The sequence below is a fragment of the Blautia sp. OF09-25XD genome, from assembly GCF_003482095.1.
Lineage (GTDB): Bacteria > Bacillota > Clostridia > Lachnospirales > Lachnospiraceae > Fusicatenibacter > Fusicatenibacter saccharivorans.
This window is the reverse complement of the sequence record NZ_QUMG01000001.1, coordinates 1-14,558: the sequence shown is the minus strand read 5'-3', so window position 1 is coordinate 14,558 and position 14,558 is coordinate 1. Positions and strand designations below refer to the sequence as shown.

The 14,558-nt window shown below is 46.1% G+C and carries 16 protein-coding genes and 5 pseudogenes; 6 read left to right on the top strand and 15 right to left on the bottom strand.

Features of this window, described 5'->3' with window-relative positions; all coding sequences use genetic code 11:
* Positions 1-4 precede the first annotated feature (4 nt).
* The 9 genes and pseudogenes from DXA93_RS00120 to DXA93_RS18100 form a co-directional block, all read right to left on the bottom strand.
* Complete coding sequence (locus DXA93_RS00120) at positions 5-655, bottom strand: vWA domain-containing protein (RefSeq protein WP_119207608.1); 651 nt, start codon at positions 653-655, stop codon at positions 5-7.
* A gap of 189 nt (positions 656-844) precedes the next feature.
* Positions 845-1,861, bottom strand: coding sequence for an O-acetyl-ADP-ribose deacetylase (locus DXA93_RS00115; protein WP_117760427.1), 1,017 nt, complete (start codon positions 1,859-1,861; stop codon positions 845-847).
* A gap of 467 nt (positions 1,862-2,328) precedes the next feature.
* Positions 2,329-2,493 carry an oxidoreductase Fe-dependent alcohol dehydrogenase family gene (locus tag DXA93_RS19045; RefSeq protein ID WP_022462483.1) on the bottom strand — a complete coding sequence of 55 codons (165 nt, stop codon included), beginning with the start codon at positions 2,491-2,493 and terminating at the stop codon, positions 2,329-2,331.
* A gap of 138 nt (positions 2,494-2,631) precedes the next feature.
* Positions 2,632-3,975, bottom strand: coding sequence for an MATE family efflux transporter (locus DXA93_RS00105; RefSeq protein WP_117760428.1), 1,344 nt, complete (start codon positions 3,973-3,975; stop codon positions 2,632-2,634).
* Positions 3,976-3,995: 20 nt separating this feature from the next.
* Entirely contained in the window at positions 3,996-4,190 is a 195-nt protein-coding gene (locus DXA93_RS00100) for a DUF4224 domain-containing protein (protein ID WP_022462481.1), read from the bottom strand.
* A gap of 113 nt (positions 4,191-4,303) precedes the next feature.
* A complete protein-coding gene (locus DXA93_RS00095; RefSeq protein WP_022462480.1) occupies positions 4,304-5,194 on the bottom strand; it encodes a LysR family transcriptional regulator in 891 nt (296 codons plus the stop codon).
* Between the two features lie 302 nt (positions 5,195-5,496).
* Positions 5,497-6,415, bottom strand: a pseudogene (locus DXA93_RS00090) (radical SAM mobile pair protein B).
* A gap of 253 nt (positions 6,416-6,668) precedes the next feature.
* On the bottom strand, positions 6,669-6,989 hold the full coding sequence (locus DXA93_RS18105; protein WP_242998471.1) for a flavin reductase: 321 nt from the start codon (positions 6,987-6,989) through the stop codon (positions 6,669-6,671).
* Positions 6,929-7,171, bottom strand: coding sequence for a hypothetical protein (locus DXA93_RS18100; protein ID WP_242998468.1), 243 nt, complete (start codon positions 7,169-7,171; stop codon positions 6,929-6,931). The genes DXA93_RS18105 and DXA93_RS18100 overlap by 61 nt, the downstream gene beginning before the upstream one ends.
* 154 nt (positions 7,172-7,325) lie before the next feature.
* Here DXA93_RS18100 and DXA93_RS00075 point away from each other — a divergent pair, with 154 nt between their 5' ends.
* Positions 7,326-7,679, top strand: a complete 354-nt coding sequence (locus DXA93_RS00075) for a winged helix-turn-helix transcriptional regulator (protein ID WP_117814032.1) — start codon at positions 7,326-7,328, stop codon at positions 7,677-7,679.
* Between the two features lie 142 nt (positions 7,680-7,821).
* Here the strand turns inward: DXA93_RS00075 and DXA93_RS00070 are convergent, their stop codons facing one another.
* Genes DXA93_RS00070 through DXA93_RS00060 form a run of 3 tightly spaced genes read right to left on the bottom strand, consistent with a single transcriptional unit; the run spans position 7,822 to position 10,557 of the window.
* A complete protein-coding gene (locus DXA93_RS00070) occupies positions 7,822-8,682 on the bottom strand; it encodes an NAD-dependent protein deacetylase, SIR2 family (RefSeq protein WP_243109112.1) in 861 nt (286 codons plus the stop codon).
* A gap of 16 nt (positions 8,683-8,698) precedes the next feature.
* Entirely contained in the window at positions 8,699-9,580 is an 882-nt protein-coding gene (locus DXA93_RS00065) for an NAD-dependent protein deacetylase, SIR2 family (RefSeq protein ID WP_117800762.1), read from the bottom strand.
* Entirely contained in the window at positions 9,577-10,557 is a 981-nt protein-coding gene (locus tag DXA93_RS00060) for an NAD-dependent protein deacetylase (protein WP_173841546.1), read from the bottom strand. The genes DXA93_RS00065 and DXA93_RS00060 overlap by 4 nt, the downstream gene beginning before the upstream one ends.
* Before the next feature lie 127 nt (positions 10,558-10,684).
* On the opposite strand from DXA93_RS00060, the gene DXA93_RS00055 reads away from it, so the two are divergent.
* The 3 genes from DXA93_RS00055 to DXA93_RS00045 are packed head-to-tail and all read left to right on the top strand — an operon-like array spanning position 10,685 to position 12,686.
* A complete protein-coding gene (locus DXA93_RS00055; RefSeq protein ID WP_242991104.1) occupies positions 10,685-11,227 on the top strand; it encodes an Rrf2 family transcriptional regulator in 543 nt (180 codons plus the stop codon).
* A gap of 53 nt (positions 11,228-11,280) precedes the next feature.
* Positions 11,281-11,667 carry an ArsR/SmtB family transcription factor gene (locus tag DXA93_RS00050; RefSeq protein WP_055228485.1) on the top strand — a complete coding sequence of 129 codons (387 nt, stop codon included), beginning with the start codon at positions 11,281-11,283 and terminating at the stop codon, positions 11,665-11,667.
* A complete protein-coding gene (locus DXA93_RS00045) occupies positions 11,664-12,686 on the top strand; it encodes a helix-turn-helix domain-containing protein (RefSeq protein WP_117814028.1) in 1,023 nt (340 codons plus the stop codon). Before DXA93_RS00050 ends, DXA93_RS00045 begins: the two co-directional genes overlap by 4 nt.
* A gap of 95 nt (positions 12,687-12,781) precedes the next feature.
* On the opposite strand, the gene DXA93_RS00040 is transcribed toward DXA93_RS00045, so the two are convergent.
* Entirely contained in the window at positions 12,782-12,919 is a 138-nt protein-coding gene (locus DXA93_RS00040) for a hypothetical protein (protein WP_442857661.1), read from the bottom strand.
* Positions 12,920-13,192: 273 nt separating this feature from the next.
* Between DXA93_RS00040 and DXA93_RS00030 the strand changes: the two are divergent.
* Positions 13,193-13,348, top strand: a pseudogene (locus tag DXA93_RS00030) (winged helix-turn-helix transcriptional regulator); the annotation flags it as partial.
* A gap of 240 nt (positions 13,349-13,588) precedes the next feature.
* Positions 13,589-13,723, top strand: a pseudogene (locus DXA93_RS18860) (transposase); the annotation flags it as partial.
* 261 nt (positions 13,724-13,984) lie between these two features.
* On the opposite strand, the pseudogene DXA93_RS00010 reads toward DXA93_RS18860, so the two are convergent.
* Together DXA93_RS00010 and DXA93_RS00005 are read right to left on the bottom strand one after the other, a co-directional pair.
* A pseudogene (locus DXA93_RS00010) lies at positions 13,985-14,400 on the bottom strand (AAA family ATPase); the annotation flags it as partial.
* Positions 14,397-14,558, bottom strand: a pseudogene (locus DXA93_RS00005) (MobQ family relaxase); the annotation flags it as partial. The pseudogenes DXA93_RS00010 and DXA93_RS00005, both read right to left, overlap by 4 nt.

Sequence of the window (14,558 nt, the reverse complement as noted above, 5' to 3'; positions counted from 1 at the left end):
ATTTCTATTTTCCTCCACGTTTTTTATAATCCTCATCTATACGTTTTTTCCAGTCTGCGTTCAACGGGGCACTGCACCGGACAGAGCTGATTGCTTCGCTGACCACCTCATAATTCAACGCAGTTCTTTCGCTGTCGCACTGATAGTTGACTGCACGGTCTGCACCGATTCCGAACTGGCTTGCGGTCTCTACCGCGTCAATATTAGCACCGAGGAACAAAAACTCCCAACCGTATTTCGCTTTCTGCCGCTCGATCATCTGCCTCACTTTTTCGCTGTTGTACCTGCGGCTGGCATTTTCCATTCCGTCCGTAGTGATTACGAACATGGTGTGTTCCGGTACATCCTCCGGTCTTGCATACTTATGAACATTTCCAATGTGATGAATCGCACCGCCGATGGCATCTAAGAGCGCTGTGCATCCGCGAACTGTATAATCCCGGTCGGTCATCGGTCGGATTTTCTTTACATCTACACGGTCGTGCAGGACTTCACTCACATTGTCAAACAGTACCGTTGAAATCAGTGCTTCGCCCTCTGTTTTTTTCTGCTGCTCAATCATAGAATTGAATCCGCCGATGGTATCCCGTTCCAGTCCGTTCATAGAACCGCTGCGGTCTAAGATAAAAACGATCTCTGTTAAATTCTTTCTCATATGCTTGTCCTCCTCCAAAAAGATCTCGCCCTTGCGGGCTCGCTGTCGCGGTATTCGCCAAGGTTTCGAGCAAGCTCGAACTTTGGCTCATTACACGCGCATATGGCTGCTCGGTTTTGTACCTTACAGTCATAGTATAGCGATTTTCTTTTGTGGAGTGGTCGCATGGAAAGCGACATTTCTTTGTTCTTATGCTCCGATCAGACTCTGGTCAAAGGCAAACAGTGCCTCGTTAATTTCATACACATTATAGTTTCCCCGTTCGACAAAATATTCTACAATGATGTCAAATTTACTTGAATGGGACAATGTGAATCCTGCCTTGCCGAGCATCTCCTGCATCTGGGCAAGCGGCAGCTCCAAAGCGAGGGCAAATGCCAGCACCGTAGGTTTGGATGGCTTATAGAATCTATCCGAACGGATTTTTGAGAAGAGCTTTCTGTCAATATTTGCTTTCTTGTAGCACTGTGCATCCGTCATACCGCTTTCCTCAATCTTTCGAAGCAGCATTTCTGAAAAGCTCTCATCCATCTGTCCCAGCGCCTCTTCCAGAGACTGACTGCTGCAGGATTTACAGATTGCTTCGGGCGGCAGCGGGACAGATGCAGCTTCAAAGCAGGATTCCTCTTGCCATGCTTCGGAACACCGACTCTGTTCTGCCCGCCTGTCGGTATGTTCTTCCACATACCGGTCATCTATGTACACTGCGATGTCATCAAACAGCTTTCCGCTAATCTGATATGTCTTTCGGTCAAAAATAACGATATAGACCATCATCTCGTTTTCCAGCAGAAATTCGCTGATGGTATCGACTGCAACCTTCAGAGCCTGGTCTTTTGGATAGCCGTAAACACCGGAGGAAATCAGCGGAAAGGCTACAGACTGACAGCCATTTTCTTTCGCCAGATTCAAAGATGTCCGATAACAGGATTCCAGAAGCTCCTGCTCCCGATGCCTGCCATCCCTCCAGCGCGGACCGACTGCATGGATCACATATTTGCAGGGCAGACGGTATCCCTTTGTAATTTTTGCACTGCCGGTTTCGCAGCCATGCAGCGTACGGCATTCTGCAAGCAGTTCCGGTCCGGCCGCACGATGAATGCAGCCGTCCACACCGCCGCCACCCAAAAGGGACGTGTTGGCCGCATTGACAATCGCATCAACACTCATTTTTGTAATATCGTTTCTGATAAGCTGCAACGGCATGAAGCATACCTCCCATTCGTCCAGCAGTTGAAAATCAACATTAGTAAATAGAATATCCCATAACATAAGCTTCTTTAAAAACACTTTGATTCTTGACTCCAGGAACTTTATCGAGATATTCCATGTCATTACTTGCAATCTTAACTCTTTTTAAGTTAAGATGCAATATTTGAGTTAAAAGTAGTTGAAAATCAACATTATTAAAAATCATTTTCGAAAAAAGTCCGATGTAGCATGAGCATTACACCCACACTGCACCGGACATTCCACATCATCAACTGCTCTGTCTATTTTCTTCTTCCTGCTCATGCAGCTGCTCTTTTTTCTACTCGTCCCCTTTCAGGATTTCTTTGCCACAATGTCAAGTGATGAATTAAAAAAAGACAAGCAACATCAAAGAAAAATTTCTTTCACAGCACTTGCCTTTTTCTATTATATTATCGTTATAAAAGCTCCTACTTGAATGCTTACAAACTGTTCTTCAAAATCTCCAATACCTCATCATGATTCAACACCTTATATCCACCTTCCATGATGATGGTTCCATTTGCAATACCATGCAACATTTCTTCTGTTGCCCCCAACTCATGGAGATTCATTGTAAGTCCCAGTTCTTTCATCCAAACTTCCATACAGGAAAGCCCTTCTCTGGCAACCTGTTCATCAGCTTTTCCAGCAGGATTGACCTCCCACACATTCACAGCAAAACGGCAAAACTTGCTAAGACCATAAGGCATAATATACCGATATTGAACTTATTATAAATGAATCTATATCACCTGAAATGTTTTCCATTTTCCGGACTTCTGCCTCCAGAAGAAAATGACCGCCCGAATGCTCCAGTCACAAACCATTGCAATAGCAATCCCGATCACGCCCATTTTCAAAACAATTCCCAAGAGCCATGATAAAAGCAGACGCACCGCTATCGTGGAGATAACCGAAACATACATGGTAAATTTCACATCACCCGCTGCCCGCAGCCCATTACTAAGCGCACCGGAAAAGGGATATGCTGCTGCATTAAACACGTTATGGATTAAAACCAGCCAGATTACAAGCCGTTTGGTCTCCGGCTGCAAAGCATAAAATTTCATAAAGAATGGAGTCAGAAGAAAAATCAAAAGATTCCATGCCGATGAAATCAGCAATGTGATTCTTGTCAATCTCTTAAAATAATGCTCCGCAGCATCTGCATCCCCATTTCCCATACACTGTCCAATGACCGTTATAAATACGGGACCCATAGCGACTCCCGCCAGCGCAGCCAATGACCAGATACTTTGTGCAACACCATTTGCAGCAATCTGATATGTTCCAAAAAGTGCAACGATACCGCTTAATGCTACTTTGACTAACTGGAATATACCGTTTTCCATCCCATTTGGAATAGCGATTTTTAGAATTTGTTTCATGAAATCCACATTCCACCGGAAAATCCACTTGCAGCGATAGAACACTTCATTTTTTCTCTGAAAACAAAGTACTGTAATCATCACGGCTGAAAATGTCCGAGCGATCAGTGAAGGGTATGCAACACCTGCAACACCTGCACGCAAAACAAGTACACCAATGAAATTTCCAATAACATTGATGATATTGGAAATTACCGACAAATACATGGTCACACTGGTTTTTCCAATACTGCGAAAAAGGGCAGCGCCAGCATTGTAAACCGCCAATGCCGGATAGGAATATGCAGAAATCCTAAGGTATGTAATACAAGAGTGCATCACAGAATCTTCCACTTTACCGAACATCAGACGAAGCATCCCTTCATTTCCAATTAGAACCATCACTACGATCAGTATGGAAAAAATCGCAGAAAATGAAAGAAGCTGACTGGCGGATTCTCCAGCGTCATCATTTTTCTTTCTACCAATATACTGGCTGATCACAACCGCCCCTCCAGATGCCAATGCTGTAAACAGATAAATAAAAATAGTATTGAACTGATTTACCAGTGAAACACCGGATACTGCCGCTTCTCCTGCGTAGCTGACCACCAGTGTGTCCGCCATCCCTACAAGCATTATCAGCAGCTGCTCTAAAAACAGGGGAATAATCATAGCCATCAACTTCTCGTTTGAAAACAGAGTTGTTTGCTGATTCACGCCTTTTCCTCCTCTTATTGTTATTTTTTTGTTTTACAGATCATATAATCGATTGCATCAAGTGACTGCTGCTTTTCATGTACCTCATCAAGCAATTTGTACCGATATTTTCGCAACATCCTTATCTGCATTTCTTGATCTTCGCATCCTGAAATTTTTGCGATTTCTTCTTTGCTTAATCCGGCGTTTATACGGGAATCATAATCCGGTTTCATGAAATGGCACTCCCTCCTCAATAAAAAATATAGGTGCAGAAATTAAAGCTGTTTGCTTTATCTCTACACCTATATTATAATTTTCTAATTGAATTATATCAAATACTTAGTTTTTATGGTTTGTCCATGCCTAAAAAGCATTGAATATGTTTGATGAATTTTGTGGTTGCTAAGCTAAACGGCTGACCACGTTTCCATGCTAATACACTTGTTGCTGTAAGTGGCGGATCAAGCGGTCTGAATGTAACCTTTGATTGATTCCAGAACGGTACAGCCCCTTCAATCACCAATGAATATGCCAAGCCTCCATTCACCATAATTGCGCTGTTCGTACTTAAATTGCTGGTAAAAACAATATCCAGTTTCTCATAGTAGTTGCCAAACCAACTTGCCAACTCACTCTGCACATTCATACGCCTAGGAAGAATCAAAGGCAGTACAGACAAATCTTTTGCGCTTACCGTTTCTTTCTTGGAGAGTGGATCATCCGATTTCATCAGAACCACCCATTTTTCCCTTATATTCAAGCGAATAAATTCATATTTTTCCATATCAACCGGCTCAAGAAGCAAACCAATATCCAGTAGTCCCTTCTCCATTTGTTCCTTTACCAAATCTGCTGTGGCTGTAAAAATGTCAAAAGTAACACGGGGATATTTCCGACGAAAGGACTCAATTATTTTAGGAAGAAGTTGTACAGCAGCAATTTCTCCACACCCAATGGAAATTTTACCTTCCACCTGTTCCTCTTGCTCCACTAATTCTTTTTCTGTCTTATCTACAAGCTGCAAAATTTCTTCCGCACGACGGCGAAGAAGTATTCCTTCATTTGTCAATTTGATTTTCCGTGTCCCTCTATCAAACAGCTTTACACCAATATCTTCCTCCATCTGTGCAAGCTGACGTGAAAGTGTCGGCTGCGTGATATGTAAAACTTCTGAGGCTTTTGTGATACTTTCTTCCCTTACTACAGTCAGAAAATATCGAAGAACTCTAATTTCCACGAAAAATACCTCCCAAATTCATCATGCTTAATAAGTATATTTTAACGTATCTATACTCGAAAGGCAATAAAAAACATCTGCTCATCGTATGCTTACCGGTAATATAATTTTATGTAAAACTTGATAAACACCTATCATTTAATCGTTCTGTCTACATTGTAGAGCGGGGAAAATCGAAAAACAATGGACGGAGTACAAGTCCTTCCAAGAGGGATAAGAAAACTTCTGAATGGGTAAACAGTGCTAAAAAAGGTTCTGACATTGAAGCACAGCTCCATGTCAGAACCCATTTATTTCACAAATTATTTTTTGGGGTTGCGTCGTCCGCTGTTTTCCGAGCCACGCACTTCCTCATGGTAAAAGTAATCCACAATGACCGGGTGCCCAGGCTCTGCCCGGCCGTAGGGCAGCTCGTTGTCCACGAAGGGACAGCTGTTTTCTTTCGCCAGCCGTTCCGCTTGATCCTCCAAACCACGGAAGTAGCTTCTGTCTCTCTTGTTGTAGATAGCGTCGTACAGCGGAACCAAGTCAGGATGTTTTTTTACGTATATAGTCAAGGATGTCTTTTTTGAATCCGCCTCGCAGGTTTAGATTTTCTAACCATATCAGGTCGCATTGATTTCTGACCTGATGGAAGATAGCCTCAAAATCCGTGATACCCGGAAAGACAGGGGCAATAAAGCAGACGGTGCGAATGCCCGCATCATAGATCTGCTTCATGGCATCCAGCCGTCGCTTGATGCTGACGGCATTGTCCATATCATTTTTAAAGCCTTCGTCCAATGTATTGATCGACCAAGAGACCGTGACCTTTCCCAATTTTTTCAGAAGGTCGATGTCACGGATTACCAAGTCTGACTTGGTACAGATGAGAATTTCTGCCTCACTGCCCCGGAGCTGTTCAAGAAGCTTTCGGGTGTTCTGAAACTGAGCCTCCTGGGGCAGATATCCATCGGTCACTGAACCGATGACTACGCGCTGCCCTTTGTATTTTTGCGGATTTTTGATTGCTGGCCAATGTTTCACATCCAGGAATGTCCCCCACGGTTCGGTGTGCCCGGTAAATCGCTTCATAAACGAGGCGTAGCAGTATTTGCAGCCATGGGTACAGCCCACATAAGGATTGACGGAATAGCCTCCCACCGGCAGGGCGGATTTTGTCATAATATTTTTGGTTTCTACATCCTGAATCAGAATGCTGCTCTCTTTTACTTCTGTCATGTCTTCTGTTCCTCCAATACCCGGTAAAAAGCCAGGGGAAATTCTTGTACCATCTGTGCCTCGCCCATGATAGGAAGCAGATCTTCCTTCATAAATACAGGGATGCCAAGCGAATGGGCCTGATGTGTCATGTTCCACACCCATTCCGGTTTCGATACGGCTTTGCCCTTCCTATGTCCGGTCTCAGTCCCAATGACGATCCACTCAATTTAATACAAACAGCCACCGCTGATGCCTCCTTACCGTTTTAGATTTAGCCTTCTGCCGCAGGTGCAACTTTCCCGAAGCCGTTCCAGGCATACAGGCCCTTCTTGTCCTCATCGCCCAGGAACTTGTCCACCTGACAGATGTGCAGGATATGGTCGCCCACCTCCACCGACTGCTGCAAGATAGCCACCATCGCCAGCCGGGTGTCCGCCGGAATCTGGATATCGCTACCCTCCACAGCCATCATCTCGATGTTGTTGGCGGCCACCTTGTCGGTCTCGGCACCGGTAGATGCTCCGCAGGCCATTACTGCGCCTGCCAGACTCTCACCGGGAACAGTGACAATGACTTTGCCGGTCTCACGCACACGCTTGCCGGTGTGGGACTGTTTGCCAGTGGCGAAGCCACCATAGGCGGATTGAAGGAGAGGTAAGACACAAAGCAAATGGGAGCCAGGTTCGTAGAACCATCCTCCTTTTTAGAGCAGATCAGTGTCAGCGGATTGGGGGAGGTCAGAACAGTAGCCTCCATAATGTTCAGTTCTTTCATAAAATTCAGACCTTTCTAAGAGATTTCAGTCGTTGACTGTATGGCCAACCAGTGATATATTTATTATATCTGATAGTAATTTTTGTTCAAGTACGCAAATTATTTATACCTGGTATCAAAAAATATACTGCAAAAGACGAGGAACGATCCAATTATGACTTATGAAGAATTCAAAGAAAAGGTTGGCAGTGTCATTCTAACCGGCGAGGGAAACTGCCCGGTCACGCCGGTGGTTCAAATGCTGCAGGGCAAATGGAAACTCCAAATTCTCTATGAACTGTGCATCAAGTGTCCTATGCGGTTTGGGGAACTGAAAAAAGTTCTCAAACCCATTACCAACACAGCTCTGACCAACGCGCTGAAAGAGCTGGAAGCGGACGAATTGGTTCAGCGTATCCAATATAATGAAATGCCTCTGCGAGTGGAGTACTCCCTCACCGAAAAAGGGCGGGACCTGCTGCCGGTCTTTTACACCATTTCCCAATGGGGAATGAAATATATACCATGATTCTAACTATATTAATATCTGCCTGATAATAGCCGGGAGGCATTGACAATTTGAGTCAACTTCCCGGCTTTTTATGCATTCTCTACTGCTGCAAAGGATTCAGGAAGCAACCTGGTTCATGAGAGTTTATGCATTTGTATAGTCATTTTGAACCTGCTCCGAAATCGTCATACCTCACACGCCTCCCAGAGAGCAGGCAGCAGCTCATCCAGCCGCCCGTCCAGTCCGAGGACTTCTCTTTGATATTGTCCGCAATGTAGATCTCCCCCAGATTGATGGTCACATAAGTGGCGTTTGGCTCGCCGGCCACCAGGCGCATCATCGGGGCCTTGATCAGCTGATTGCGCCAGCCAATGCCCAGCTCCAGAACCACCAGTTTCTTTCCGTGGTAGGTTTTCAGAAAGTTTTGGAACCGTGCCTGGGCAGCGGCATCCGGGATCATTCTCTGACCCGCGCCCATGTGGATGTCCATGGGACCTCCGCACTTGGGACAACGCGGCACCAACTCTGTAGGCACATGGCCGCCCTGTTCGGCAGCCGATAATTTTTCGGCCACCTCTAAACTTGAATAGAGGGTATCGTGGCAGGGGCGGGCACACTGCATAGTAATCCAGTTGCCCTCAATCTCATAGATTTTCGTCGGATCGAAGCCACACAGTTCAAAGTGACCTTCTCCGTTTGATGTGACGACAAAGTAATCTTTTTCTCCTACAATGGCCTTCAAATCGTTCATCACCGGCGTAGGCTGGTACTGCCCACAGTAACGATGGATGAGCCGGGCCCAGAAGGCCCATTTTTCCTCCTCGCTGGGCCATCCGGCCATCATGCCCTGCAAAATACAACGTAAGCCGTATTTTTGTTTGAAATCCCCAAACAGTCTTTCAAAAGTCGCATTGTCCGCAAACAAATGCAGTCCTTCGGTGATGGACAGGCCGTTACTGGCTCCGATCAGGATAGCGTCCGCTTCTCTGAATTTTTTCGCAATAGGGTTCCAATCAATCATATTCGTTCGCTCCTTTCTATTTTATGGTTGCTGCGATGGATCGCTCCTGCCGGAGGGCAGCCAGAGTTTCCGCCAAATCTCCTTGCAGATACAGGCTGCGTCCCCGCAGATGCTCTGGCCTATGAGCTGCCTCTCGATTAAGACATGCATAAAAGACGTTTTCGTTTTTGGCAGTAAGTTCCCAGAAGGGCAATTTGATGATACTGGGTGTCATCTCACCCACGCCAAGTTCCAACAGCAGGACTTTTTTGTCGGACTGATCCATTATCCAGTGTCGCAGGAATCTATGGTAGCGATGCAGACTATCCTGCCAGAAGGTTCCCTCCAGAAAGGTATCATCTCGTACCCAGGGCACCAGCACCCGCCCGCAATCCGGGCAACGAGGAACAGCCTCCTCCGGCAGGCGAACACCTGCCAGGCAACCAGTCAGTTCCTTCACCAGTTCGCGGTTTTCCCCAATATCATCCCGGCAGGGCTGACTGCATTGGCAGTAGCTAAAGTCTCCCTGAAAGGCGCAAATTTGTTTCTGGGGAAATACTCGAAAAAACTGCTGATCCACATTGGTGGTCAGAACAAAAGCAGGTTTGTCCGCAACAAGCGCCTGCAGGTCCAGATAGGGCTGCCCAGTAGGGGCTTCCCACATGAAGCGGATATATTGACTGTAATACCCCCACTGTTCCCCATAGCTGGAAAAGCAATGGTAGAATCCAGCCAGCGGAGAGGTAAAGCCATACTGTTCGCGAAAGGGAGCCAATGCCTCCGAAAGTGCCGGGGACCAATGGTAGTGGTCGTATCCAGCCGCGCTTGACAGGCCGGAGCCGCCTCCGATCACAACAGCATCTGCTTGATCAATACGCTCGGCAAGTTCCTGAAGCGTCGCTTGGTTTGCAACCCTCATCGATCGTTATCTCCGCTGTCCATGGTATCCCGTGCATCCCGCAGCACTTGAGCAATGTCGGCCACAATGGTCATGCCCTTGTCCTCCAACTGCTTGGGCAGGAAGTCATACTTGTTGTTGACAGCAATATATCGAGCATGGGGAAAGCTGAGGGTCATGTTCCAGAAAGGTTCTTGGATAAACATGGGAGTCATTCGGCCCACGCCCAGCTCCAGGAACAAAATTTTGCTGTCTTTGTGTTCCAGCACATAGCGAGAAATTTTTTCGTACTGTTCTTCGTATTTCTTTCCTTGCAGAAAATTCCCATATCCTCGCACCCAAGGGAATGCCTCGCCGCCGCAGTGGGGGCATCGGGGAATGAGATCCGTGGGAATCTTCGTGTCACTCCCCATAGCGGCTACCATATCAGCCACCGGCTTTACCGCATCCCAAGTGTCATCGGTACAACAGGCGGCACACTGGAAGAAGCGGTGATCCCCCTGAATCTCTGCCACCTTCTCCTCCGGGTAGAGTTTGACAAACTGGGTATCCTGGTTCGTGGTGAGGATGAAGAAGTCCTTGCCTTTCAGCAAAGCGTCTAAATCCAAATAGGAATGACGCACAGGTGCGGTCTGGGTGGTGTGAAGGAATGTGGCGAGATACCCCCAATACTCTTCCCTTGTCTTCCAGGGGTGCATCATCCCTGCAAAAGCACCTTTGAAGTGGTACTTCTCGGCAAAAGGGCGGAAGTATTTGCGGTAAGAGTCGTTGTCCTCGTAGTAAAAATCTCCACCACCGGCAGCGGACAGGCCGGAGGCCCCGCCCACTACCACACAGTCAGCTTCCTTTACCTCCTGTACCAAACGATGGATCTGTTCGCTATACGGCAGCGGCTTTTTGTCAGTCAGCTGATAAGGCGTACCGCCGGAAGCATAGATATGATAGTGCCTGGAATAATTCATCTGGGTCTGCATGACCAGATCATCATAGAAGTTCATTGTCACCATTCCTTTCAAGTGGGTGTTATTTTTATTCTTACTTCAAATTATTTTAGCATCCTCTTGCGTCACTGTCAATATGTTGTTATAATAAAAATAACATCAAAGCAAAAAAGGAGATCAGGCTATGAAATATTCTACCCGTCTTAGCGATGCTGTTCATATTCTGGCTTTTATCGCTCTGTACCCAAACTGCGACCTGACCAGTAACAAGCTGGCAGAGAGCATTCAGACGAATCCTGCCTATGTGCGCCAGCTCATGTCCGCCCTGCGGAAGGGAGGACTGCTGGTCAGCGTGAAGGGACATCCCCGACCTGCTCTGGCTCGTGAGCCGGAGAAAATCACTCTACTGGATGCCTATCGGGCAGTAGAGGGCAACAAGCCCCTGCTCCATCAGGACATCCACACCAATCCTGCCTGTGGCGTGGGTGTAAATATTCAACTGGTGCTGCGGGATTTTTACTTGGACATTCAAAAAACAGCGGAACAAAGAATGCAAGGAATCACGTTGAAAGATGTGCTGGAACAATATCACATGACTCCCATTGGTTACCCCTGTCCTTTTGCCAAACGTATGCGGGAGCTGGTGCAGAAAGAGATAGGTGATGGTGTCCGTATCTTGGATTACACCCATGACGCTGGTCCTGAACCAGAAATATTTCAGAAGTAAAGTTTCTTTTTCCTTCAGCCTGTGGTAAGATAGACTTTAAGGAGGAGTGCTAAATGATTCAGAACCCCTTACCACACGACCACGGACAAACTATCGAGCAGGAACTGGAACATATGCCCAGCGTAGAAAACTTTCAAACCGTAGCTGATATTTTCAAGCAGCTGGGGGATGGCAGCCGTATTCGCATTTTTTGGTTGCTTTGCCACTGTGAGGAATGTGTTATCAATCTTTCAGCCATGGTAAATATGAGCAGTCCTGCAGTTTCTCACCATCTCAAGCAGTTGAAATCAGCAGGTCTGATCGTTAGCCGCCGGGACGGAAAAGAGGTCTATTATAAAGCGGCCGATACCGAGCAGGCCCGAAATTTCCATCACATGATTGAGTGGCTTGTAAAAATCGCCTGTCCGTCGCAAGTAGAAAAACAAAAAGGAACGCCATGAAAAAAGAAGAATCCAAAGTTATCGCTCAAAAATTTCAAAAGATTCCAAACGGCACCCTCGCCTTGAAGCATTGCCGGGCTGGCGGAACGGGTACCACACTCTTTGGAGAACAGTTTCGAGCGGTTACCGCTGGAAAAGGGGTTATGGAGGCATATGAAACTTTTCCTGGAATAGAGGTATCCTTCAATGTTTTTCTTGCTTCAGAGATCAAGTTTCAGCATGATGCTTCGGATTCTGTTTTAGAAATTTACTATTGTCGCAGTGGTCGCGTGGGTTGGAATATGCAAGACGGTACTGCCGTCTATTTAGGTACAGGTGATGTGACAGCACACAGTATGGCCTGCTGCGCGGATTCCGCCATGATGTTTCCCCTAGGATATTCAGAGGGAATTTCCATTTCCGTGGATCTGAAACAGCTCTCTTCCATTTGCCCGGAAGTTTTAAAGAATGCCGGTGTGGAGGCAGACCAGTTACGGGATCGATTTTGCTCCGGAAAACCATCCGCAATCCCGTCCTGTTCCGATTTAGAGCACATTTTTGCCCCACTCTTTTCTGCTCCTGTATCCGTTCGAATTTCCCTCTTGAAATTGAAGGTGCTGGAAATTTTGATTTATTTGAGCAACATGAAATCGGAGCATAAAGAATTGACTCAATACTTCTCCCAGCAAACCGAATTGATAAAAGAAATTCATCAACAGTTGACAGAGCACTTGGATCAACGATTTACGATCGCAGAACTTTCCAAACAGTATTTGATAAATACCTCCACTCTAAAGGAGATATTCAAGGCAGTCTACGGCCAGCCTATCGCCACCTATATGAAGGAATTTCGAGTGCGTCAGGCTATGAAATTATTACGGGAAACAAATGACACTATCGCGGATATTGCTTCCCAGGTAGGCTACCAAACCCAGGGAAAGTTTTCAAGCGCTTTTCAGTCTATAGTCAAAATGTCACCCAGAGAATACAGAAAAATCCAGGGTATAGCTCCATCGGATTCCTTTAGCAAAACACTGTAATGAAAAATTCTGGTAGACTACTGCCAACAAAGCCAAGTTCTTCACTTTTGATGTATAGTCGATCAGCGTTGTCATCCTAATCTGTGCTGACTGCATCAGCAGCCGTTTTCCACATACTGAACATAGGAGATCAAACCGTCTGTTCTTACAGCATCCAGTGTTTTTACGCTGATTCCCAGTATACTGGCTGCTTCCTTCCTTGTAATCAGTTTATCCATCGCCTTCTTCGTCATAGTTCATAGCGAAAGCTCCCTTCCTGTGATAGCTACATACTACCACAAAAGTAATTATCTTTCACTGACAACTATCCTAACACACAGGGATAACTTGAATAGAGTAAAATGCTCGCATCTATCATTTCAAGCAAGAGAAAATGAAGTGAAATGCTTGCATTCTCTAATGATTATTATGAATTGATTTTTAGGGCAACACAATCCGTCGAATTATTTTGCGCTTACTTTCAAAAAATCTTGAAACGCATATTTTTAAAAATGCAGATGTAGACTGTCAAGGAGCTGGAAGCGGATAAACTGATCGTCCGCACCGAGTATCCGCAGATTCCGCCGAAGGTGGAATATACGCTTTCGGAACGAGGAAAAACGCTGATGACTGTGCTGGATCAGCTCTGTGTCTGGGGCGAGGAGAATCGACTGACAGAGTGACAACTTCCAATGGAGCAGTGAAGCACACTGCCGCCTGTGAGAAATCCTACATCTCTGGGGTGATAAGAAAAAGTACAGAGAAACCATATTTTCAGAAAGCACTGCCGGGTGCTGTATCAGCATGATACTTGGCAGGCTTTATCCATATCAGTGTATGGAGATTGGAGACAACAGCAAATGAAAGAAAACTGTCTATGGTATTGGTAAAAAAAGAGACAGGGCAAATGTCGAAAGGATAGTCCAGAATTAAAGGATGCACTCCTCAGGAGGATGCTTCCACCAAACAATGAATCTATTACCAAGATATCCAGAGAAGAAGGAATCTCTGAACAGACACTTCGTAACTGGCGGGATAAAGCCCGAAAGGAAGGCTATGCTGCTCCTGGTACGGATGCTGTTCCTGATGACTGGAGTACACAGGATAAATTTTTAGTTGTTGTTGAAACAGCAGGTATGAATGAAACGGAACTTGCCGAGTATGCCCGTAAAAAAGGTCTTTATATCGAGCAGATCAAAGCCTGGAAAGATGCCTGCATGAATGCCAATGGTGGCATCGCTAAAGAAGCTTCCCGGCTTAACCGCGAACTTAAGGATTCTGAGAAAGAACGCAGAAAACTTGAAAAAGAATTACAGCGCAAGGGCTACGTCTGCTTCCATCAATCGGGGCTTGACCGTATCGCCCAGACCGTCCTCGGCGGTCTGATAGATGATATTGAAAGGTTCAAGTGTCTCCATACCGGGCAAAGGCTTTCGATTGGTGCAAGCCGCCGCAAGGCGCATGGCAAAGTAGGTCTTGCCCTCGCCGGGATTACCCTGGATAATTGTCAGCTTTCGGGAAAGGACTTGCCGTAAAACTCTATGACAAAATCAATGGGATAGCCGCCCTTGCTCTGGCTGTGGCGAAACCACTTGTTTCCCCGGACGGTCAGACTGTCATGTTCTTTCCAGCGGTATTCTCGTCCGCTTTTTATCAGTGTCTCTCCCTGTGTGCGGAGAAAATCTTCCAGACTGACGGCATTTGCCCGGTCAATCTGCGCTTGGGTATAATTCATCGGGATAGTTCCTCCTTTTTCTGTCGTGTTTGGGGTCGATTTTGGAGCTTTTGTTCCTCTGTACGCTCGTTAAATCGGGCGGCAGTATCTACACATGACTTGACCTTCCAAAGACGGTGTAAATCGTCTCTGACGGTCTTAAACTCGCCATAGGTGGT

Excerpts from the sequence above, each read along its gene's own strand:
- DXA93_RS00050 (WP_055228485.1), top strand. The coding sequence starts at position 11,281 with ATGATTCAGAACCCCTTACCACACGACCACGGACAAACTATCGAGCAG.
- DXA93_RS00115 (WP_117760427.1), bottom strand. The coding sequence starts at position 1,861 with ATGCCGTTGCAGCTTATCAGAAACGATATTACAAAAATGAGTGTTGAT.
- DXA93_RS00070 (WP_243109112.1), bottom strand. The coding sequence starts at position 8,682 with ATGATTGATTGGAACCCTATTGCGAAAAAATTCAGAGAAGCGGACGCT.
- DXA93_RS00040 (WP_442857661.1), bottom strand. The coding sequence starts at position 12,919 with ATGACGAAGAAGGCGATGGATAAACTGATTACAAGGAAGGAAGCAGCC.
- DXA93_RS00065 (WP_117800762.1), bottom strand. The coding sequence starts at position 9,580 with ATGAGGGTTGCAAACCAAGCGACGCTTCAGGAACTTGCCGAGCGTATT.
- DXA93_RS00045 (WP_117814028.1), top strand. The coding sequence starts at position 11,664 with ATGAAAAAAGAAGAATCCAAAGTTATCGCTCAAAAATTTCAAAAGATT.
- DXA93_RS19045 (WP_022462483.1), bottom strand. The coding sequence starts at position 2,493 with ATGGAAGTTTGGATGAAAGAACTGGGACTTACAATGAATCTCCATGAG.
- DXA93_RS00100 (WP_022462481.1), bottom strand. The coding sequence starts at position 4,190 with ATGAAACCGGATTATGATTCCCGTATAAACGCCGGATTAAGCAAAGAA.
- DXA93_RS00060 (WP_173841546.1), bottom strand. The coding sequence starts at position 10,557 with ATGAACTTCTATGATGATCTGGTCATGCAGACCCAGATGAATTATTCC.
- DXA93_RS18100 (WP_242998468.1), bottom strand. The coding sequence starts at position 7,171 with ATGAAAGAACTGAACATTATGGAGGCTACTGTTCTGACCTCCCCCAAT.
- DXA93_RS00055 (WP_242991104.1), top strand. The coding sequence starts at position 10,685 with ATGAAATATTCTACCCGTCTTAGCGATGCTGTTCATATTCTGGCTTTT.
- DXA93_RS00075 (WP_117814032.1), top strand. The coding sequence starts at position 7,326 with ATGACTTATGAAGAATTCAAAGAAAAGGTTGGCAGTGTCATTCTAACC.
- DXA93_RS00120 (WP_119207608.1), bottom strand. The coding sequence starts at position 655 with ATGAGAAAGAATTTAACAGAGATCGTTTTTATCTTAGACCGCAGCGGT.